Below are 20509 nucleotides of genomic sequence, written 5' to 3'. Positions count from 1 at the left end.
CATCGTGGTAGTCGACGGAGGCGGTATGCGGCTCTACCTGACCGCGCTCAACCCCACCGACGCAGTCCTGGACGGGTTCCTCCCGGCGGCGGCGTCGCTCGGGCTGTCGGCGACCGTGCTGACCGACCGGCCAGCCGAGTGGCCGGCAGGCGTGCGGGTGGCGCGCTGCGCGGTCCGTGACCCGGCCGCGGTGGTCGCGGCGGCGGCACCCACCCGAGCGGTGGCGCTACTGTCCAACAGCGACCATCTCCAGGAGGCCACCGCGATCGCCGCCCGAAAGCTCGGCCTGCCCGGCAAGGACCCGGACGCCGCCCGTCTCTGCAAGGACAAGGCCGCGGCCCGCCGGGCGATCGCCGCTGCGGGCCTCGATCTGGTACGCACCGTCACCGTCGACCCCGGCGCCACGCCGGACGTGCCGACCGGGATGTTCCCGGCGGTGGTCAAACCTCGCGAGGGGGTGGCCAGTGAGGACGCGTACCTGGTGGCCGACCACGCCGAGCTGCTCGCCCGGGTCGCCGAGATCCGTGGTCGGCGACCGGACGTGGCACTGGTGGTCGAGGAGTACCTCGCCGGCGAGCTGCGGACCTTCGAGACCCTCGGCGACGGCACCGAGCTGGCCTCCCTCGGCGGGTGGCACACCGGCCTCGGTCCGCCGCCGACCTTCACCGAGGAGAGCCTCGCCTGGTCGCCCCCGGCGGAGCAGGCGCGCGCCCAGCTGCGGGCGCGGCTCGACGCGCTCGGGGTCGGCTTCGGCGCCTGCCACACCGAGTACGTCGTCTCCGACGGCAGGGTCCGGCTGATCGAGGTGAACTACCGCCTCATCGGCGACCGGATGGACCTGATCCTCGCCGAACTGCTCGGTGTGCCGTTGTTCGAGTACGTCATCCGGCTGCACCTCGGCGAGCCGCTGACCGCCCTCGCCCTGCCCGACACGGTCGACCGCTACGCCCGGGTCGAATACGTCTGCGCGGACCGGTCCGGCCGTCTCGTCGCCGCGCCGGGCCCACTCGACACCGTCCACGGCGACGTCCGGCTGGGCTGCCGTCCGCTGCGCGAGGTGGGCCGCGCCGCCGAACGCACCGGCACGAACCGTGACTACCTCGCCGTGCTGCACGGGATCGGTCCCGACGAGACCACCGTGCGGCAGTCGCTGGCCGCCCTCCGCAGCGACCTCCAATGGACCATCGCCGAGTGAGCGACGACTGCGAGCGGGAGGTTTTCGCCCGGGTGCTCGACGCTCTGCTGCGCGAGGATCACCTCGGTCTGCGCAGCGCCGGCCGAGCGGACGGACCCGACTGGTGGCAGGTGCCACACCCCGCTGGTCTACTGCGCATTCCGGTCCGGGCGGACGGATTCCAGCAGGCAGTGCGCAGTGCCGCGCCGATGGTGCTGCTGGTGACCCGCGCCGGCGACGTGCGGCGTACGGAGACGTTGGACGGCCTGTTGACGCTGCTCGCCCCGCGCGACAACGCCGAGGCCGAGGCCGGCTGGCGGGACTTCGGCGTCGAGTGCCACGCCGACCTACGGGCCCGGCGGCTCGCCGCCCGCAACCGGGCACGGGTGCTCACCGAGGTGGAGGCCGAACGCGCGCACACCCCGACCGGCCTGCCGGCGGCGCTCCTGGACGACGTGCTCGCCGCCCACCACGGCCACCCCGTCTACCCCACCGACCGGTGCCGGCACGGTCTGCGCGACGACGAACTGCTCCGGTACGCCCCGGAGCACGCCCCACGTTTCGCACTGCGCTGGTACGCCGCCCCGGCCGACGACGTCCGACTCGCGGGCGAGCTGCCAGGGTGGTGGCCGCGCGCACCGCGACCGGATCAGCTGCTGCTGCCAGCCCATCCGATCACAGTGGCCCGCGACGCGCTCCCGGTGGTCGACCTGCCGGTGACCCCGGTGCGCCCCACCCTCTCCATGCGGACGGTGGCGCTCGGCCACGACCCGTACCTGCATCTCAAGCTGCCGCTGCCGACCGCGAGTCTCGGCGCGCGCAACCGCCGCACGCTGCAAGCGGGCTCGCTCGCCGACGGCGCGGCCGTCGCCGCGCTGCTCGACCGGATCGCCGCCGCCGAACCCAGCTTCGCCGGTCGGATCCGGCACACCGACGAGAGCACCTGGGCGCACGTCGACGGCGACGAGCGGCGCGGTTTCCTGCTGCGCCGATTTCCACGCGACCTGGCCGGAGTCCAGGTGGTGCCGGTCGCGGCCCTCGCCGCAGCCGACCCGGTGGCGGGCACGGTCCTCGAACGGATCAGCCCGCAGCGGCCCGTCGCGCTGCTGGAGTCCTACCTGGACCTGCTGCTCGACTGGCACGTCTTCCTCTGGCTACGCCACGGGATCGCGCTGGAGGCGCATCCGCAGAACATCCACCTGCTCGTGCACCCGGACGGCACTGTCGGCCTGCTCTACAAGGACAACGACGGCGCCCGGCTCGACCGGCGGCACGACGGCCCGAACGGTCTCGCCCTGCACGACGACCGGATGTGGGCGCGCGACACGCACGAGTTGGCCGACGTGTTCATCACCATCACCCTGCACCTGGCCGCGGCCGCGCCCCTGATCGCCCTGGCAGCCCGGGGACTGCCCGTGCCGACACCCGCCGAGGCGCTGGTGCCCCGGCTCGGCGCCGCCCGCGACCGGTGGGGCGACGGACCGGCGGCGCGGGCCTTCACCGATCGGGTCCTGCACGCCACCCAGTTGCCGATCAAGGCAATGCTCACCGCCGGCACCCTGCTACCCAAACAGCGGCTGGGCTGCGCCGACATCAACAAGTACTACCTTCGCACCGGCCCGAACTACCTCCGGGAGACACGATGACGAGCGCGCAGTTGCGCTCCCGGCCGGCCACCGACACCGGTCAGCGCGCCGACCTGGCCGCCGCCCACGCCGTCTTCGGCTGCCTGCTGCGCGAGCTGGCCCAGCCGGACGGGACCCCGGCCGTGGTCGATGGCACCGTCCGGCTGCTGCTGCGGCACCTCGACGTCACAGTGCGCTGCGAGGTCGCGCGAGCCTCGCCGCTCGGCGCGCACCGCTACACCGGCCCGGTCCAACGCACCACCGGCAGCGGACGGTGGGAAGACCTGGACGCGGACGGCTTGGCCGACCTGGTCGCGGCGGAGCTCACCGCCCGTACCGGCCTGGTCAACGACGAGTTCGCCGAGCAGGTCCGGGCCAGCCGGGACACAGTGGCCCGGCTGCTGGCCGACCGACCGGCCGAGGATCCGACCCCCACCGGTGAGCCGGCCATCGACGCGTACGTCGACTCCGAGCAGTCGCTGGTCTTCGGTCACCCGCACCACCCCACCCCGAAGTGGCGCAGCGGTGACCCGGACAGCTGGCGGGCGTACGCGCCCGAACTGCGCACCGCGTTCCGGCTGCACTGGCTGGCCGTACCGGACGACCTGATCGCCGACGCCGGGCCGTTCGATCCGCTGGTGGCGGCGCTCGACCCGCCACGGCCCCCGCGCGGGCACCGCGTCCTGCCGGTGCACCCCTGGCAGCTGTCGCTGATCCCGCCCACCCACCCACTGCTGCGCGACCTGGGTGCGGCCGGTGTGCCGGTACGACCCACGGCGAGCGTCCGTACCCTCTACGCCCCCGAGGCCGACCTGTTCGTGAAGACCAGCCTGCACGTGCGGATCACCAACTGCCTGCGCAAGAACGCCCGCTACGAACTCACCGGAGCGGTGGCGCTGACCGACCTGCTGGCCCGGGTGCCGCTGCCGGACGGGGTGGGGCTGCTCGCCGAGCCCGCCTACCGCACTGTTGACGTCCCCGGCCCGGACGAGGCGTACGGGACGATCCTGCGCGGCGGTCTGCGCCCGCATCTGCGTCCCGGCGACACGCCGGTGCTGGCGGCGGCGCTGGCCGCAACGCCGCTGGTGACATCGGATCCGGTGGCGTGGTGGCGCGCGTACGTCGGCCTGCTGGTGCCGGCGGTGCTGCGCAGCTGGCTCGGCCACGGCGTCGTGCACGAGGCGCACCTGCAGAACGTGGTCGTCGTGCTCGACCGGGATCACCGTCCGGTACGCATGCTGCTGCGCGACCTGGAGGGGGTGAAGCTGGACGCCGGTCGGTGGGGCACCTGGCCGGACGGCGTCCCGGCGCAGGTCCGATACGGTCCCCGGGCCGCCCACCGTCGGATCGTCTACTGCCTGTTCGTCAACCACCTCGGTGGGATCAGCGGGGCTCTCGCCGACGCGCGGCCGGGAATCGAAGTGCGGCTGTGGCAGGAGTTGCGCGCCGTCGTCGAGGCGGTGGCCGCCGACCTCGGTGAGCCAGCGGAGCTGCGCGCGCTGCTGACCGGGAAGCCGCTGCTGGCGAAGGCGAACCTGCTGGTCCGGTGGCGGCGCGACGCCGACCGGGCCGCACCGTTCGTGCCGGTGCCGAACCCGATGGGTGGGCCACGATGACCCGACCGGTCTACGTCCACGACCTCGACGCGCTGGCCGGGCAGGCCCGAGCCATCCGGGCGGCGCTGCCCCGGCCGGTCGAGCTGCTCTACGCGGTCAAGGCCAACCCTGATCCCGGTGTGCTGCGAACCCTCGCCCCGATCGTCGACGGGTTCGAGGCCGCCAGCCGGGGCGAGCTGCGCAGGCTGGCCGAGGTGCTGCCGGGACGGGCGCCGGCCGCGTACGCCGGGCCGGGCAAGACCGATGCGGACCTCGCCGCCGCTCTCGCCGCCGGGGTGCACCGCATCCACGTCGAGTCACCCAGTGAACTGGCGCGACTCGGCGCGCTGGCCACCGCGGCGGGCCGGTCGGCCCAGGTGCTGCTGCGGGTGAACCTGCCGGTCGACGCGCCGGGCGCCAGCCTGGTCATGGGCGGTGGACCCAGCCCGTTCGGCATGGACCCGGCCGACGCGGTCGCGTGCGCCCGCCGCCCGCCCGCCGGCATCGACGTACGCGGAATCCACGCCCATCTGGCGAGCGGACTGGACGCGCCGCTCGCCGCGACGGTCGCCGCCGCCGTGGTCGGCTGGGCGGCGGCCGAGGTCGACGCCGCCGAGGTCGACGTCGGCGGCGGCATGACCGTCGACTACACCGACCCGGACGCGCGGTTCGACTGGGAGGGCTACGGCCAGGCCCTGGCGGACGTCCTCGACAGGCACCCGGGCGTGCGGCTGCGCATCGAGCCGGGCCGGTCGGTCACCGCCTACTGCGGGGCGTACCTCACCGAGGTCGTCGACGTGAAGCGCTCCTACGGCGAGTGGTTCGTGGTGGTGGCCGGTGGGACGCACCACCTGCGGACTCCGGCGGCGAAGGGGCACGCGCAGCCGTTCACAGTGCACCCGCGGCCGGGTGTCGGCGGCCCCCGCACCGACGGCGGGCCGGTCACAGTGGTCGGGCAACTCTGCACCCCGAAGGACGTGCTGTCCCGGTCGGCCACCGCGGGGCCGATCGGCGTGGGCGACGTGCTGGCCTTCGCCATGGCCGGGGCGTACGCCTGGAACATCAGCCACCGTGACTTCCTGCTGCACGAGCCCCCGCATTTTCGCACCGGTGACCTGCACAAAGTGGCCGTCGAGTGGGCGGCGCGGCCGTTCGGAGGGTGAGCCCGGGAGCCTCGATCGGCTCGGTGTGTTATCGATAACATGCTATCTTTCACCCGGGAGTGAAGGGCACGCTCCCGGTCACCCGAGCCAGCCGGCGAAGACGCGCCGAGGGGCCCGCCCCTCCCGCCACCTTCCCGGTCGGTGACCAGTCCGGGCCCCCGTCGATGCCTGGCGACCACGGTTGGTCGCCGAACGGCAAGGAGCCCAAGCAATGCTCAGACGTAGGTTTTTCCTCCCATCCATCGCGGCCGCGGCGCTTCTCCTCGCGGCCACCACCGGCGGCGCGTTGAGCGGCGGCTTCGGTGCGACGGCGGTGGCCGCGACCAACGGCACCCTCGCGGCGACCGCCGGCTGCGGCAAGGCCCCCACACTCGCCAGCGGGACGCGGACGATTCAGAGCAGCGGCCAGAGTCGTACGTACAACCTGCGGATCCCGGACGGGTACGACCGGAACCGCCCCTACCGGCTGATTTTCGGCTTCCACTGGTTGAACGGCTCGGCCAACAACGTCACCTCGGCCGGTTACTACGGGCTCCAGCCGTTGTCGAACAACAGCGCGATCTTCGTTGCTCCGCAGGGTCTCAACGCCGGCTGGGCCAACACCAATGGTCGGGACCTGACCCTCTTCGACGACATCTCCCGGCAGGTCGAGAACGACCTGTGCGTGGATACCACGCAGCGCTTCGCCCTGGGCTGGAGCTACGGCGGGGCGATGAGCTACGCGGTGGCCTGTGCCCGGCCCACTGTCATCCGCGCGGTCACCGTCATATCCGGTGCCAACCTCAGCGGATGCAACGGGGGCACGCAGCCGGTCGCCTACTTCGGCATCCACGGCATCTACGACAGCGTGCTGAACATTTCCCAGGGTCGGCAACTGCGCGACACGTTCGTGCGAAACAACGGCTGCACCGCGCAGAGCCCGCGTGAGCCGAGCCGGGGCAGCCTCACCCACATCACCACCGCCTACTCGGGATGCCGGGTCGGCTACCCGGTGCAGTGGGCGGCGTTCGACGGGGACCACACCCCCAGTCCGGTCGACGGGTCGGGCAGCCCCAACGACTCGCGGACCTGGACCTCGGGGGAGATCTGGAGGTTCTTCAGCCAGTTCGAGTCGACCACGCCTCCGACGACCCCACCGCCGACCGACCCGCCGCCCACGGACCCGCCGCCAACCACCCCGCCGCCGACCGGGGAGCCCGGCACCTGCACTGCCACCTACCGAACGATCAACACCTGGCCCGGCGGCTTCCAGGCTGAGGTGACAGTGACCAACAGCTCCACCGCGCCCCTGAACGGCTGGACGGTGGGCCTGACCCTGGCCAGTGGTCAGGCCATCAGCAGTCTCTGGAGCGGCACCAACACGGGCACCACCGGCAGCGTCACCGTCAAGAACGCCGCCTACAACGGCACAGTTGGCCCGAGCGCCTCAACCACCTTCGGGTTCACCGCCACGGGCAACGGTGCCACCGCACCCAGCAACGTCACCTGCACCAGCCCCTGACCGGGGGCAGGATGAGGGCCCGGAGCCAACTGGCTCCGGGCCCGCGGGTGACATCCACTGGCGGCGGTTGCCGCCGGCACCACCGGCTGCACGCTGCGCTCAGGCTTCGCTCTCCAGCAGGTCGCGAAGAGCGTCGAGGGCGGCGATCTCCTCCTCGAACGTCTTGCCGACGACCGGGCCGAGGAAGCGCGACAGCCCGCTCGGCTGCCACGCCAGCTTCAGCGTGAGTCGGGTCCCGCCGCCGTCGGCCGGGGTGAGGGTGTATTCGCCCTGGGTGCGTACCACGCTGCCGGTTGCCTGGAACGCCAGACGTCGACCCGGCTCGAACCCGGTCACCTCGTAATCGGCCGGGATGCGGCTCCCACCGGGGCCCTTGAGTCCCTGTTTGTAGCGAGCGCCGACCCCCTCGCCGGAGACGCGCGCGACGTCGAGCACGTTGGGACGCCAGCGCGCGTCGTTCTCGCCACGGGCGAGAAAGGCGAAGACGACCTCAGGAGTCCGTCCGATCTGCACAGTCTTCTCTGCCGAGGGCACAAGAAACCTTTCTCAGGGGTCAGGGAACGATCTTCATCTGTGCCATCATCCCACTCGCGGAATGGTCAATCATGTGACAATGGTAGACATATCGGCCAAGATACGGCCCGAATGTCGCCTGGAGTCGGACCGTCTCGCCCGGCCCCACCGAGATGGTGTCCTTCACCCCGGCCTCGCCCGGCGCCGGCGGCTGACCGTTGCGGGCCAGCACCCGGAACTGGACCAGGTGGGGGTGGAAGTTGTGCGGGATGCCGAAGAGCGTGTCGCCGTTCGTCACCGTCCACACCTCGGTCGTGTTGCGTTTGATCTCGGTGTCGACCCGTTCGGCATCGAACTGCTGCCCGTTGATGAGGAACTGGCCGGTCGCCGGGTTGAAGTTGAGCGTGAACGCCCGCTCCTTCGTGGCTGCCGGGAGCGCGGGGATGGTGCTCAGCCGGTCGGGCACCCGGCTGGTGTCGGCGGCGGCTCGGTTGACGTCGAAGCGCAGCACCGGCCCGGCCACCGCATCGTCGAGGAAGACCTGGCTGCCGACCGGGAACGCGCCGAAGTCGACGACGATCTCGACCCGCTCGCCGGGCGTCAGGCTCCACGAGCGGATCGGCGTCGGCCCGGCGAGCAGCCCGCCGTCACTCGCGATCTGGGCGACCTCGGCGTCGTTGCCGAGCCGCAGGGTGAACGTGCGGAGGTTGGACGCGTTGACGAAGCGCAGCCGGTACTTGCGGGCGGCCACCGGGAAGTAGGGCTGCGGCTTGCCGTTGACGAGGATCGTGTTGCGGAACTGGAAGTCGTCGTGTTCGAAGATCAGGCTCGCGTCGTCGGCGAACCGCGCGTCGCGCAGCATGATCGGGATGTCGTGGTTGCCGGTGGGCAACCGAAGTTCGGCCTGGGCTGGATCGTCGATCAGGAAGAAGCCGGCGAGCCCGCGGAACACGTGCTCGGCCTCCATGTGATGGGCATGGTCGTGGTACCAGAGCGTGGCTGCCCGCTGCTTGTTGGGATAGCTGTAGATCCGGCTCTTCCCCGGGTCCAGCACGTCGGTCGGGAACCCGTCGCTGCTCGACGGCGTGTGGCCTCCATGCACGTGCACGGCGGTCGGCATGTCGAGGTGGTTGCTGTGGGCAATGACCGCGAGCCGGCCAGTCTTGACCCGGAACGTCGGGCCGGGAAACAGCCCGTCATAGGTCAACACTTCGGTACGCGTCCCGGGCAGGATCTCCACTTGAGCCTTACGGGTGGAAACGACGTAGAAGTCGGTGTTGGCTACCGAGGCGATGGGTTGCTGCACGGGCGGTATCGGCATCCGGACAGCGAACGGGGCGGTGACGGCCGCGACGTGTGCCGTCTTGCCGTGGCCGGCGTGGGTGCCGTGCGCCGGCGTCGCGGACGGGGTGGAACCGCGGGCCGCTGCCGCCGCGGTGGTCGTGACCAGCGCGGCTGCTCCCGCGGTGGCACCGGCCTTCATGACGTTGCGTCTGCTCACCATTGGTCGCTCCACTCCTGGTGGTCGAGGTCTCGGGTGAACTGTCAGGGAGGTCCCTCGACGCGCCGTCGAAAACTGGTCGCGGCCAAATGTGGATTTCACCTTAAGTTTTGGTGTGACTACCAAAAGCTAAGCTTCGATGCTTCCAACGACGAGCGGTGAGACCGTAGACTCGTGCGAGTAGTCGGCCGTGACAACTCATAGAAGGCCGATCCGATCTGAGTGCTTTGTCGCCCACGACGGGGGGAGTCGGCGACACGGCGGGCAGCGGCGCTGGGGAGAGCCGTTCGTGCCCGCACCTGGGGAGCAATAGGGCACACACCGGGGGATCCGCAATGGTTGTTGGAAACGATGCGCTGCGGAGGACCGCTGCCGAGGTTCTCGAACGCAGGCATCAACCGATTCTTGCCGCCTACCGTCAGCGTCTTGCCGCTGCGAGTGACGATTTCGAAGGGGCCGCTGACCTGATCGACAGCTACGCCGCGCAGGCCGATGTCCTGCTCCGGGAGACGATGGCCGAGATTCGCCGTGGGGCGACCGAGCCGCTGTCGGCACCGCCGCCGGCGGTGTCCACCGAGGACGTCGAGCTTCACCCACGCGAGTGCTTTCGCGCGGTCGTCGCGCTGGCCGACATCGTGCTGGCCGACGCGCTGGGGCAGTTGGTCGGCCAGCCCGACCAGGGCGCGATCCTGGCGCTGGTCGCCGACGCGCTCACCCGGACGACACTCACCCGGCTGGTCGACGCGAGTTCGCGCTATGCCGCCGGCCTGATGAACGAGGTCCACCAGGCGCAGATCGCCGAGCGTTCGTTGATCGCGCGCGAGCTGCACGACCGGCTGGGCCACAGCCTCAGCGCGGCGTACCGCAACCTGGAGGCCCACGAGCTCGCCCAGGAACGACGCCACGACGACGTGGACCGCCGGGTGGTCATCGCCCGGGAGTCGCTCCACGACGCGGTCGGCTATCTGCGTGTGCTCATCGCCGACCTTCGGCTCTCTCAGCCGCTCGGGTCACTCGACGAGGCGCTGGCCAACTTCCTGTCGACGGTCGAGACGGGCGAGACACGTCTGCACACCGAGATCAACGGCGACGAGTCGTGGGTGCCGCCCGAGGTGCTCGACGAGGTGTTCCTGGTCGTCCGCGAGGCGCTGCGCAACGCGGTGGCCCACGCCGGCGCTCGGGTGATCCATGCGGTCATCGACATCACCCCGCACGAGCTGCGGGCGACCGTCACCGACGACGGGGTGGGCTTCGACGTCGCGACGGTGCGCGACGGCTCCGGCCTGCGCGCGATGGCTGAGCGCGCGGCCGTCGTCGGCGGTCGCCTCGCGGTGCGCGCGGCGGGGCACCAGGGCTCTTCGGTCGAGCTCGTCGTGCCGCTGCTCGCCGTCGGGGCGGGGGCCGGCCGGTGACCGTCACGATGATCGAGCCGACCCGCATCGTGCTGGTCGACGACCACGTCGTGGTGCGCGACGGCCTCCGGGAGATCCTCGACGCCCAGCGCGACCTCGTGGTCGTCGGCGAGGCCGGCGACAGCGGCGCCGCTGTCAACGAGATCCGAATCCGCCAGCCCGACATCGTGCTGCTCGACGTGCAGATCCCCGGCGACGGGGTGACCACCACGGTCCGTCGGATCCGTGACGTCGCGCCGGCGAGCCGGGTCATCATCCTCAGCATGTTCGACGGCCCGACGCTGTTGCGTGAGTTGTTGACCCTTGGCATCTGCGGCTACCTGCTGAAGAACTCGACGCGCCAGGAGTTGGTGGCGGCGATCCGCAGCGCCCGCGCCGATGACGCGCCGGTGATGCTGGCGGTGTCGCGGGAGAGCCTGACCCAGGTGCAGGGGCCGGTGCACAGCACGCTGTCGGACCGTGAGCGCGAGGTCCTGCAGTTGGTCGGTCAGGCGATGAGCAACGCTCAGATCGCCGGTCGGCTCTGCCTGTCGGAGGCGACGGTCAAGCGCCACCTGCGCAACATCTTCGCCAAACTCGGTGCGGTGTCCCGGATCGACGCGGTCAACAGGGCCATCGCGGCTTCGCTGATCGTCCTGCCGAGGCTCTGCGTCGACCCGACGTTTCACGGATAGCAGGCCGCTCAAGGATTGCTCTGGGTAACTTGCCCGCAAACGGGCACTCGTGTTGGACTAATGCCGTGAATAGCACTCGCCTGTTCGTACTTGGAGCGCTCGCGCGCGGGGGCCCCATGCATGGGCACCAGATCCGCCGGGCGGCCCAGGTCGACCGTACCGAGCTGTGGAGCGACGTCAAGCCGGGGTCGCTCTACGGCGCGCTGCACCGGATGCAGGTCGAGGGCGTCATCGAGGCGGTCCGGACCGAGCAGGAGGGCAACCGGCCCGCCCGCACGATCTACGCGCTCACCTCGGCCGGCGCGGCGGAGCTGATCGACCACCGCGACGAGGCACTGCGCGACACCAAGCTCCGTCACGATCCGGTCGACCTGGCCCTGCAGAACGTGATCGACCTCGGAGAGGACGCGCTGCGCGCGATCATCGTGGCGCGCCGGAAGGCCCTCGCCGAGCAGCTCGACTCGTGGCTCGCGCTCCGAGAGCTGGCGGCACCGCACATCCGTGGTCTGGAGTGGACGACCTTCCGTCATACCGAGCTCCGACTCCGTACCGAGCTCGCCTGGCACGACGAGCTGCTCGACCAGTTGCCCAAGCTGATGGCCAACCAGCCGACCTCGATGACGACCTCCTGACGGTGCCACCCCCGGCCCCGGTGGCATCTTCGGGGCCGGGGCTGGCGGCTTGTCACTGAGCGGGCTCGGGCTGGGTGGTCACGTTCCAATCGGGCTTGCTCGCCTCGGCCCAGGGCTCTTCGGGCCGGCGGGGCAGCAGGTAGACGAGAAGGAACGTGAGGATCACGCCGACCAGGACGGCGCCGACGGTCCACTGGACCGCCCGGTTGAAGTTGGTCTCCAGCGCCGACGTGGCCGCGCTGTCGAAGGCCGCGCCGACCGGACCCGGCGCCGAGTCCGCGCAGCCGGGCGGCGTGGCCGTCGGATCCGACGCGCGCGACTGGCGGATGAAACAGTCGGCGAAGGTGGTCGTCGCCGCGCTCGCCTCGGCCGGCGGCAGGCCCGCCGCCACGAGCGATGCCTGGAGCTCCGGGCTCGCCTTCTCCGCGGCGGTCCCCGAGTAGGAGCCGAGCGTCCCGAAGAGGACCACGCCGGCCACCGCGACGCCGATCGCCTGGCCGAGACGCTGGGCGGTGCCGAGCACACCGCTGGCCGCGCCCGCGTCCTGCCAGGGCACACCGGCCAGCACGATCTCGACGCTCGGCGCGATCACCAGGCCCGAGCCGAAGCCGGCGAAGAGCAGGGCTGGCAGTAGCTCCAGGCCGGAACCCCACCAGTGGATCGTGGCGATGATGCCCACCATGCCGACGATCACGATGCCCGCGCCGAGCATCAGGACGCCACGACCGAGCGCCCGGGCGACGTTGTCGGAGATGGCCGCGCCGACCAGTGTGCCGAACGAGAACGGCAGCAGGATCAGGCCCGTCGTCAGGGCGGACTTCTCCAGGCCGATCTGCAGGTGCAGCGAGAGCGCGAAGAGCAGGCCGATGAAGCCCGCGAAGTAGCAGAGGCTGATGCCGACGCCGGCGGAGAACGAGCGGTGCGCGAAGAGGCGCATGCTTACCAGCGGGACCTGGGCGCGTCGGGCGCGGCGCAACTCCCACACCGCGAAGACGGCCAACGCGGGCAGCGCCGCTGCCATCGAGACGAACGTCCATGCCGGCCAACCCAGGCGCTGGCCCTCGACCAGGGGGACGGCCAGCAGCAGGACGGCGGCCGAGACGAGCAGCATGCCGATCACGTCGAGGCCACCGCGGCGGCCTCGCGACTCGGGCACCAGGATCAGCGCGGCGACGAACGTGGCCAGGCCGATCGGCACGTTGAGCAGGAACACCGGCCGCCAGTCCCAGCCGTTGAGGTCCCACGCGATCAGCAGGCCGCCGAGGAGCGGGCCGCTGGCGGTCGCGATGCCGCCGATGGCGCCGTAGATCCCGTACGCCTTGCCGGTCTCCTTCGCCGGGAACGTGGCCTGGATCAGCGCCAGCACCGGCGGGTTGAGGATGCCGGCCATCATGCCCTGCACCACCTGGAACGCGATCAGCTGGCCGGGTGTGGCCGCGAGCGCCGACGCCGCCGACGCGAGCGTGAACCCCGCGACGCCGATGAGGAACAGCTTGCGGTGGCCGAAGCGGTCGCCGATCCGGCCGGCGGGGATGAGCAACAGGCCGTAGCCGAGCGCGTAGCCGGCGATGACCCACTCCATGGCCGTGTACGTCGACCGGAGGTCGCGCTGGATCGGCGCGACCGCCACATTGACGATCGTCGTGGCCAGCAGAATCATGAATGCCCCGGCCAGAATGACGGCCAGGATCAGCCATCGGCGCGGATTGGGTGGGGCGGCGCTGCGTTCGTCGGTCCAGCTCTCCGTCATCGCGTTCCTCCTGAAGTCGGACGGGGGTCGACAGCGGACCCACCCTTCGACTACACGCCGTCGCGTACGATTAGTCAAGTACGGCTATTTGCGTATGACCTGTACGGCGCATGAGGAGGGCCCGGGTCAGGAGCTGACCCGGGCCCGGTGACGCAGAGGTGGCTACGACCAGTTGGAGGAACCCGAACCCCACTCGGAGGACCCGGAGCCCCACGCGGACGTCGCCGGCCACGCCAGATCGAAGGGGAAGTCGTTGGCGCGAAGCTCCAGCGTGCTCTCCAGCACCGCGTCGGTCAGCCGGTCGACGTCGGCGTCGCTGTGAGCGCCGCCGGCGAAGAACATCGGCATGCCGAGCGTGTAGATGCCGCGCTTGCGCAGCAGCAGCGTGAGGATGAACGTCGCCGGGTTGAGCGCCCGCGAGTAGACCCGGTAGTCGGTGTAGGAGTCTTCCGGAAGGAACTGGAAGCACCCGATGTAGTCGCCGAACCCCACCATGCGCAGCGGGATCCCCTCGGCCGCCCGGAACGCGGCCAGCCGCGCCTGGACCCGGTCGACCTTGGCCTGCAGCTCGGTGTAGTAGGCGGGCCCCTTGTCGCGAAGCAGCTGGAGCGTGGCCAGCGACGCCGCCACCGACAGGTAGTTGCCGGTGTGGCTGCCCTGCAGGCCGGTCTTCTGGCCGAAGTCGGTCCAGGACTGCCCACTGGTCTGCGAGATGTCGAGGATGTCGGCCCGACCACCGATCGCCGACAGCGGCAGTCCGAGCCCGCTGATCACCTTGCCGTAGGTGACGAGGTCGGTCGGGATGTCGAACTTCTGCGCGGCGCCGCCGAGCCCCGAACGGAAGCCCGTCAGCACCTCGTCGAGGATGAACGGCACCCCGAGCCGCCGGGCGGCCACCGCCACCTCGCGGATCATCGGGATCGTCGTCTCCTCGAACGGGAACGACGAGGCGGCCGGCTCGGCCAGGATGCAGGCCAACTCGCCCGCGTGGCGCTCGATCAACTCGACCGCGAGCGCTGTGTCGTTGGGCAGGATCAGCAGGTCGCGCGGCTCGGCCGGGGTGACGCCGGCGAACGCCGAGACCAGCGGAATGCCGTCCTTGCCGATCTCCGGGAACGGCACCGCGGGATGCCCGTGATACCAGGGCGCCGTGTTGTGGACGGCCAGGTCGTGGGACCCGTGCAGGGTGCCCTCGAACTTGGCGACCATCCGCCGCCCGGTGTGCGCACGGCAGAGCCGGATCGCCGACTGGGTGGCGCCCGTACCCGAGTGTTGGAAAGCGAACTTCTCGTTGTGCGGGAGAATCTCCCGCAGCAGCGTCGCCAGCTCCAGCTCCAACGCGTTGGTGTAGCCGTTGCCGGTGCCCTTGCCGAGGTGCTCGCGGACGAAGTCGACGACCGGCGCCGGGTTGTGCCCGTGCAGCGCCTGAGCGCCGTATCCCATGTGGCAGTCGAGGTAGTCGTTGCCGTCGATGTCAGTCAACGTCGATCCGCTCGCGGTGGCCGCGATGACCGGAAACGGCGGTGCCTGGAACGGCCAGAACACGTGCGCGGCGGCGTCGACCGCCCTCAGTTGCTCGACATGCGCGGCCGAGGCACCCTGGCGCGCGCCGATCTCGCCGAACAGCTCGTAGACCCACTTCTGCTGCATGAGGTCCTGAATGACCTCGATCGCTCCGCGCTCCTGGTGGCTGGCGCCCATCGTGTCCCCTTCGCATGGCGGCCGTGACAGGCGCAGCCTGCGCGCGTCCACTCGAACCCGGCTGGAGAACCGGTCGATCGACGCGGCTTCGAGCCGGTCTCGAGCGCCGTCGTCGAAGCTCGCCGCCATGACGGAAAATCGGGTCAATCTCTACTCGCTGACCGACACGATCACGCCGTGGGCAGTGCGGGCCGCGGCGACGCTCGGCCTCGCCGACCTGATCGCCGCGGGCACCACCACGCTCGACGAGCTCGCCGCGGCGACGAAGGCCAATCCCGACGCGCTGCACCGGCTGCTGCGCTACCTCTCGGTCCGCGGCGTCTTCAAGGAGACCGAGCCGCGGGTGTACGCCCTGACGGAGGCCGCCGAGTTCCTCAAGACCGACCACCCCGCCGCCCAGCGTCCCTGGCTCGACGTCGACTCGATGGCCGGCCGGATCGAGGGCACGTTCAGCTCGCTGACCCACTCGATCCGCACCGGCGATGCGGCGTACCCCGTGCGTTACGGCATCGAGTTTTGGGACGACCTGGCCACCAACCCCGACCGGGCCACGTCGTTCGGCGCGCTGATGGCCACCCACGCGAGCTACTTCGACCAGGTCGTCCAGGGCTACGACTGGAGCACCGTCAACCACGTCGTCGACGTCGGCGGCGGCACCGGTGCCCTGCTCACCGAGATCCTCAAGGCCCAGCCGCACCTGCGCGGCACAGTGGTCGACCTGCCGGGCGTCGTCGAGCAGGGCCGGGCCCGGTTCGAGGCGGCGGGCATCGCCGACCGCGCCGAGGTGGTCAGCGGGAGCATCTTCGACCCGCTCCCGGCCGGCGCCGATGTCTACATCCTGTCGAACGTTCTGCACGACTGGAACGACAGTGCCGCCGAGAAGATCCTCCAGCGGGCGGCGGACGCGATCGGCACGACCGGAAAGGTGCTGATCGTGCAGATCCTCGTGAAGGACGAGAACGACAACTTCCCCGATGACCCGGCCCGGCTGATGTTCATCACCCAGATGGACCTGCGCCTCCTCTCGCTCATGGCGGGCAAGGCGAGGACCTGGCGCGAGTACGCCGAACTGGGCGAGAAGGCCGGGCTCCAGGTGGCGGGCAGCACGGTGATCCCCACCGGGCAGACCCTGCTCTCGCTCCGCCGCGGCTGAGCCGACGGGCCCCTTGCTGACGGTTTCCGGTTGGGAAGGGGCCCTCGCTAACGGACCGTGCGCGCGTCGTACCGTTGCGGACATGAAGCCGGCCATCAGACGAATCGCGATCGATGCCCTCATCGCGATCGTCGTCGCGGCCGTGGTGGCGGTGGCGATCCGGGTCGCCGACGAGCCCGGCGCCCGGCCGCCGGACGCGCGCGCCTACGCGATCGGCGCGGTGATCGGGCTGCTGCTGGTCTTCCGGCGCCGCTGGCCGCTGCTGGTGCTGGTCGGCTCAGTCACCGCGCTGATGATCTACTACGCGCTCGAGTACCCGGGCATCCCGCCCGCGCTCCCGCTGGCCGCCGCGCTCTTCTCCGTGGCGGCCGCCGGCCGGTTCACCTGGGCGCTCGTCGTCGCCGGGTTCTTCGTCGTCCTTGAGCTGATCATGCGGTACACGCTGCTCGGCGAGGGTTTCTTCCCCGCCCTCTCGGCCACCCTCGAAGAGGGCTCGCTGCTCGCGGCCGTGGTGCTGCTCGCCGAGACGATCCGCACCCGCCGGGTCCGGCTGGCCGAGGCACAGCAGCGTCTCGCCGTGATGCGCCAGGAGCGTCAGCACGAGGTCGCCCAGGAGCGCCTTCGCATCGCCCGCGAGGTCCACGACGTACTCGGTCACACGATCGCCGCCATCAGTGTGCAGGCGAGCCTCGCCGACGACATCTTCGACAGCAAACCGGCCGAGGCGCGGGCCGCACTGCGGAGCATCCGGGGCGCGGCACGCGACGCCATGCACGAGGTCCGCTCGGCGATCGGCATGCTCCGCGACGCCGGGGAGGTGCCCGATCTGGCCCGAGTCTTCGCGGTCGCCGAACAGGCCGGCGTGAAGGTGCGGTCGGGGATCGCCGGCACCCCGCGCCCGATCCCACCGGAGGTGGCGCTCTCGGTCTACCGGATCGTGCAGGAGTCGATCACCAACACGGTCAAACACGCCGAAGCGTCGACCGTCGACGTCACCATCGCCTACGCGGGTGACGCCGTCACTGTGGAGATCGTCGACGACGGGGTCGGGTCCGGGGCGAGCCAGCGGGGGCACGGGGTGGCCGGCATGCGGGAACGGGCCACGGCCGCCGGTGGGTCGCTTGAGGCCGGGCCCCGGCCGCAGGGCGGGGGGTTCCGAGTGGCCGCGCGGCTGCCGGTCGAGGTGGAGGAGACAGCGTGACGATCCGGATGGTGCTGGCGGACGACCAGACACTCGTGCGGGCCGGCTTCCGGGGCCTGCTCGACCACAGCGACGACCTGGAGGTGGTCGGTGAGGCATCCAACGGCGCCCAGGCTGTCGAGATGGTCGCCGCGACCCGGCCGGACATCGTGCTGATGGACGTGCGAATGCCGGTGCTCGACGGCGTGCGGGCCACGGCCGCGATCGTCGAGCGGTTCCCGGCCGTGCGGGTCATTGTCCTGACCACCTTCGAGCTCGACGAGTACGTCTTCGAGGCGCTGCGCGCCGGCGCGAGCGGGTTCCTGCTCAAGGACATCGAGCCCGACGAGCTGCGCCAGGCGGTGCGGGTGGTGGCCGGCGGCGACATGTTGATCTCGCCGCGGGTGACGAGCCGTCTGGTGAGCGCGTTCGTCAGCAAGGTCGCGCCGACACCGGTCGACGGCGGCCGGCTGGCGGTGTTGACCGACCGCGAGCGCGAGGTGATGAGCCTGGTCGCCAGCGGGCTGACGAACGAGGAGATCGGGCGTCGCCTGTCGATGAGCCCGGCCACGGCCCGTACCCACGTCCACCGGGCCATGGTCAAGCTCCGCGTCCGCGACCGCGCGCAACTCGTCGTCCTCGCCTACCAGACGGGGCTCGTCGCGCCCGGCAGCTGACTACGGCACTTGTTTCGCAGGCGGTGCCGGCTACGGCGATCGCCGTACCCATCGGCCGTTCCTACGCGGATGCCGTGGGGTGCGCATCCTTCGTATGTTGGCGTCATGTTTGAGGTCGGAGAGAACGCCGATGGGATCCTGGCCGGGGTCCTGTTCCTGATCTGGCTGTCCGCGGCGATCCTCGCCACGCGGCTGGCCTGGCGGCCGACGCCCGAGGCGCTGCGCAAGAGCGCCCGTCGGCTGCTGCGTCTGCTCGTCGCCGCGCTGGTGGTGCTGGTCGTCAAGTGCGTCGCGATCGGGCTGATGCTCGCCGTCGACTGGATCTTTGCCGACAACCGCGTGATCGTGCAGATGCCGCTCCTGCTGCTGCCGATGCTGGCCGTCGTCATCTGGACCGTGCCGGGCCTGCGCGCCCTGGCCAACCGTGACGACGCGCCGGTCGACGTCGAGACGCGCTCCGCCGCCGCCGATCCCCGATTCGTCGTGCCGGTCCAGGTGACGGCCGTGGCGACGGTCATTGGTGTCTACTTCGCGTACGTGTCCCGTCCGGTCCCGTCCTACCTCGACGACATCGCGACCCACGCCGCGCCGATCCTGCTGTCGGTGTTGGTGCTGTGGTTCTGGCAGGGGCGTCGCCTGCGGGTCGTCACCGCTACCGACTTCGCGCGCCGGGGCCGGCGTGCCAGCGCCCTGCGCGCCACCGCACAGGCCGCCGTCGTGGTGCTCGTCGTCGCCGCCGGCATCACCTACGTGGCCCAGAGCAGCAGGCTGCCCGACCGCATGTCCATGACGTCCCACGACAACGTCGACTACGGTGGCGGCCCCTCGATCGGTCACGGTGGTCACGGCGGGACCTCGGTCGACGACCTGCGCGGGCCGCGGACCGGCAAGCCCAACAAGGCCTTCACGCTGACCGCGAAGAACGCAACGGTACGGCTCTCGTCGGGCACCGAGATCAAGGCGCTGACGTACAACGGACAGTCGCCCGGGCCGGAGCTGCGGGTCCGCGAGGGAGACCTCGTCGAGGTGACGCTGCACAACGAGATTCCCGACGAGAACGTGACCATCCACTGGCACGGCCTCGACGTCCCCAACGGTGAGGACGGCGTGGCCGGCGCGACGCAGAACGCGGTGGAGCCGGGCGGCAGCTTCACCTACCGGTTCATCGCCGAGCAGGTCGGCACGTTCTGGTACCACACCCACCAGAACCCGCTCGAGGCGATCCGGCGCGGTCTGTTCGGCGCGCTGATCGTTGAGCCGCGCGACGGCCCACCCCCCGGCGAGCGTGACTTCGTCGTGCAGGCCCACGAGTGGCGTACGCCGGACGACAACATCGTCTCGTTCGGCACCAGCGACACGCTGCAACGCCAGGAGGTTGCCCCGGGCACACCGGTGCGACTGCGTCTGATCAACACCGACAACAACCCGTCCACCGACAGTCGTCCGCGGGCTCTGACTGTCAACGGCACGCCGGTGCGGGTGGCGGCGATCGACGGGGTCGACGTCAACGGCCCGACCCCGCTGACCGACCCGCGGTTCGGGTTGGCGACCGGTGGACGCTACGACGTGACGTTCACGATGCCGGCGGGTCCGGTGCGCCTGACCGACCTCGCCAACCGCGACGGCGGGCTGGTCCTGACGCCACCGGGTGACACCTCGACGCCGAAGATCGTCGACGACGGGGACCAGTTCGACCCGCTCTCGTACGGCTCTGGTGGCTCCCGGCCCTTCGACGCCGGCTCGTCGTACGACCGCTCGTTCACCCAACTCCTCGACGACCGGCTGTCCTTCTACAACGGGGGGCTGCACCTGGTGCCGATCATCAACGGGCACAGCTTCCCCAACACGCCGACGCTCATGGTTCGAATGGACGACGTGGTCAAGGTGCGGATCGTCAACCGCAGCCACCAGAACCACCCGATGCATCTGCACGGCCATCACGCGTTGGTGCTGTCCCGCAACGGGGTCCGCGCGACCGGGTCACCGTGGTGGATCGACAGCCTCGACGTGATCCCCGGTGAGATCTACGAAATCGGCTTCAAGGCGGACAACCCGGGGCTCTGGATGGACCACTGCCACAACCTCGACCACGCGGCCAACGGCATGGTGATGCACCTCGCCTACGAGGGCGTGACATCCCCCTATGAGCTGGGGCGCGGCACCCCCAATCAGCCGGAGTAGGCCAACCTGTCGAGCCTTCCTCCACCGGGCCTCGAGGCAACGACGGCAGCGTCGTTCGCATCCGAACCCCGCATGCT

At 70.9% G+C, this 20509-nt stretch carries 16 protein-coding genes; 12 read left to right on the top strand and 4 right to left on the bottom strand.

Features of this window, described 5'->3' with window-relative positions:
- Positions 1–25: 25 nt before the first annotated feature.
- The 5 genes from GUI43_RS10260 to GUI43_RS10240 all read left to right on the top strand — a co-directional run bounded on the left by GUI43_RS10260 (position 26) and on the right by GUI43_RS10240 (position 7058).
- Entirely contained in the window at positions 26–1195 is a 1170-nt protein-coding gene (locus GUI43_RS10260; RefSeq protein ID WP_112698639.1) for an ATP-grasp domain-containing protein, read from the top strand.
- Entirely contained in the window at positions 1192–2820 is a 1629-nt protein-coding gene (locus GUI43_RS10255; protein ID WP_112698638.1) for an IucA/IucC family protein, read from the top strand. Before GUI43_RS10260 ends, GUI43_RS10255 begins: the two co-directional genes overlap by 4 nt.
- Positions 2817–4415, top strand: coding sequence for an IucA/IucC family protein (locus tag GUI43_RS10250; RefSeq protein ID WP_112698637.1), 1599 nt, complete (start codon positions 2817–2819; stop codon positions 4413–4415). Before GUI43_RS10255 ends, GUI43_RS10250 begins: the two co-directional genes overlap by 4 nt.
- Positions 4412–5557, top strand: coding sequence for an alanine racemase (locus GUI43_RS10245; protein WP_112698674.1), 1146 nt, complete (start codon positions 4412–4414; stop codon positions 5555–5557). The genes GUI43_RS10250 and GUI43_RS10245 overlap by 4 nt, the downstream gene beginning before the upstream one ends.
- Positions 5558–5768: 211 nt before the next feature.
- Positions 5769–7058, top strand: a complete 1290-nt coding sequence (locus tag GUI43_RS10240; protein ID WP_112698636.1) for a CE1 family esterase — start codon at positions 5769–5771, stop codon at positions 7056–7058.
- 99 nt (positions 7059–7157) lie between these two features.
- On the opposite strand, the gene GUI43_RS10235 is transcribed toward GUI43_RS10240, so the two are convergent.
- Both GUI43_RS10235 and GUI43_RS10230 read right to left on the bottom strand, forming a co-directional pair.
- Positions 7158–7592, bottom strand: coding sequence for an SRPBCC family protein (locus GUI43_RS10235; RefSeq protein ID WP_112581722.1), 435 nt, complete (start codon positions 7590–7592; stop codon positions 7158–7160).
- Between the two features lie 19 nt (positions 7593–7611).
- Positions 7612–9075, bottom strand: coding sequence for a multicopper oxidase family protein (locus GUI43_RS10230; protein WP_112581721.1), 1464 nt, complete (start codon positions 9073–9075; stop codon positions 7612–7614).
- A gap of 332 nt (positions 9076–9407) precedes the next feature.
- Here GUI43_RS10230 and GUI43_RS10225 point away from each other — a divergent pair, with 332 nt between their 5' ends.
- From GUI43_RS10225 to GUI43_RS10215, 3 genes are all read left to right on the top strand, one after another.
- Positions 9408–10484, top strand: coding sequence for a sensor histidine kinase (locus tag GUI43_RS10225; protein WP_146758744.1), 1077 nt, complete (start codon positions 9408–9410; stop codon positions 10482–10484).
- The gene (locus tag GUI43_RS10220; RefSeq protein ID WP_225855431.1) at positions 10481–11158 is read left to right on the top strand and encodes a response regulator; all 678 of its coding nucleotides are present in this window, start codon (positions 10481–10483) and stop codon (positions 11156–11158) included. Before GUI43_RS10225 ends, GUI43_RS10220 begins: the two co-directional genes overlap by 4 nt.
- A 65-nt stretch (positions 11159–11223) precedes the next feature.
- On the top strand, positions 11224–11790 hold the full coding sequence (locus GUI43_RS10215; protein WP_112581719.1) for a PadR family transcriptional regulator: 567 nt from the start codon (positions 11224–11226) through the stop codon (positions 11788–11790).
- A 52-nt stretch (positions 11791–11842) separates the two neighbouring features.
- Here GUI43_RS10215 and GUI43_RS10210 read toward each other — a convergent pair whose 3' ends face one another.
- Both GUI43_RS10210 and GUI43_RS10205 read right to left on the bottom strand, forming a co-directional pair.
- Positions 11843–13540, bottom strand: a complete 1698-nt coding sequence (locus GUI43_RS10210; protein ID WP_112698635.1) for an MFS transporter — start codon at positions 13538–13540, stop codon at positions 11843–11845.
- Between the two features lie 162 nt (positions 13541–13702).
- Complete coding sequence (locus GUI43_RS10205; RefSeq protein WP_170158704.1) at positions 13703–15241, bottom strand: aminotransferase class III-fold pyridoxal phosphate-dependent enzyme; 1539 nt, start codon at positions 15239–15241, stop codon at positions 13703–13705.
- A 127-nt stretch (positions 15242–15368) separates the two neighbouring features.
- Between GUI43_RS10205 and GUI43_RS10200 the strand changes: the two genes are divergently transcribed.
- From GUI43_RS10200 to GUI43_RS10185, 4 genes are all read left to right on the top strand, one after another.
- Positions 15369–16394: a methyltransferase gene (locus GUI43_RS10200; protein ID WP_112603705.1), complete on the top strand. Its 1026-nt coding sequence runs from the start codon at positions 15369–15371 to the stop codon at positions 16392–16394.
- An 82-nt stretch (positions 16395–16476) separates the two neighbouring features.
- Positions 16477–17595 carry a sensor histidine kinase gene (locus GUI43_RS10195; RefSeq protein ID WP_112698633.1) on the top strand — a complete coding sequence of 373 codons (1119 nt, stop codon included), beginning with the start codon at positions 16477–16479 and terminating at the stop codon, positions 17593–17595.
- Complete coding sequence (locus GUI43_RS10190) at positions 17592–18251, top strand: response regulator (RefSeq protein WP_112581714.1); 660 nt, start codon at positions 17592–17594, stop codon at positions 18249–18251. The genes GUI43_RS10195 and GUI43_RS10190 overlap by 4 nt, the downstream gene beginning before the upstream one ends.
- Before the next feature lie 105 nt (positions 18252–18356).
- Entirely contained in the window at positions 18357–20432 is a 2076-nt protein-coding gene (locus GUI43_RS10185; RefSeq protein WP_170158703.1) for a multicopper oxidase family protein, read from the top strand.
- Positions 20433–20509: the final 77 nt, after the last annotated feature.

It is taken from the genome of Micromonospora noduli (assembly GCF_003264365.1).
GTDB lineage: Bacteria > Actinomycetota > Actinomycetes > Mycobacteriales > Micromonosporaceae > Micromonospora > Micromonospora noduli.
Note: the sequence above shows the minus strand (reverse complement) of the source record. Positions and strands in the feature narration are given on the sequence as shown.

Coding starts and splice junctions, on each gene's coding strand:
- GUI43_RS10250 (WP_112698637.1), top strand. CDS start 2,817: ATGACGAGCGCGCAGTTGCGCTCCCGGCCGGCCACCGACACCGGTCAG.
- GUI43_RS10210 (WP_112698635.1), bottom strand. CDS start 13,540: ATGACGGAGAGCTGGACCGACGAACGCAGCGCCGCCCCACCCAATCCG.
- GUI43_RS10195 (WP_112698633.1), top strand. CDS start 16,477: ATGAAGCCGGCCATCAGACGAATCGCGATCGATGCCCTCATCGCGATC.
- GUI43_RS10245 (WP_112698674.1), top strand. CDS start 4,412: ATGACCCGACCGGTCTACGTCCACGACCTCGACGCGCTGGCCGGGCAG.
- GUI43_RS10185 (WP_170158703.1), top strand. CDS start 18,357: ATGTTTGAGGTCGGAGAGAACGCCGATGGGATCCTGGCCGGGGTCCTG.
- GUI43_RS10240 (WP_112698636.1), top strand. CDS start 5,769: ATGCTCAGACGTAGGTTTTTCCTCCCATCCATCGCGGCCGCGGCGCTT.
- GUI43_RS10225 (WP_146758744.1), top strand. CDS start 9,408: ATGGTTGTTGGAAACGATGCGCTGCGGAGGACCGCTGCCGAGGTTCTC.
- GUI43_RS10205 (WP_170158704.1), bottom strand. CDS start 15,241: ATGGGCGCCAGCCACCAGGAGCGCGGAGCGATCGAGGTCATTCAGGAC.
- GUI43_RS10200 (WP_112603705.1), top strand. CDS start 15,369: ATGACGGAAAATCGGGTCAATCTCTACTCGCTGACCGACACGATCACG.
- GUI43_RS10260 (WP_112698639.1), top strand. CDS start 26: ATGCGGCTCTACCTGACCGCGCTCAACCCCACCGACGCAGTCCTGGAC.
- GUI43_RS10230 (WP_112581721.1), bottom strand. CDS start 9,075: ATGGTGAGCAGACGCAACGTCATGAAGGCCGGTGCCACCGCGGGAGCA.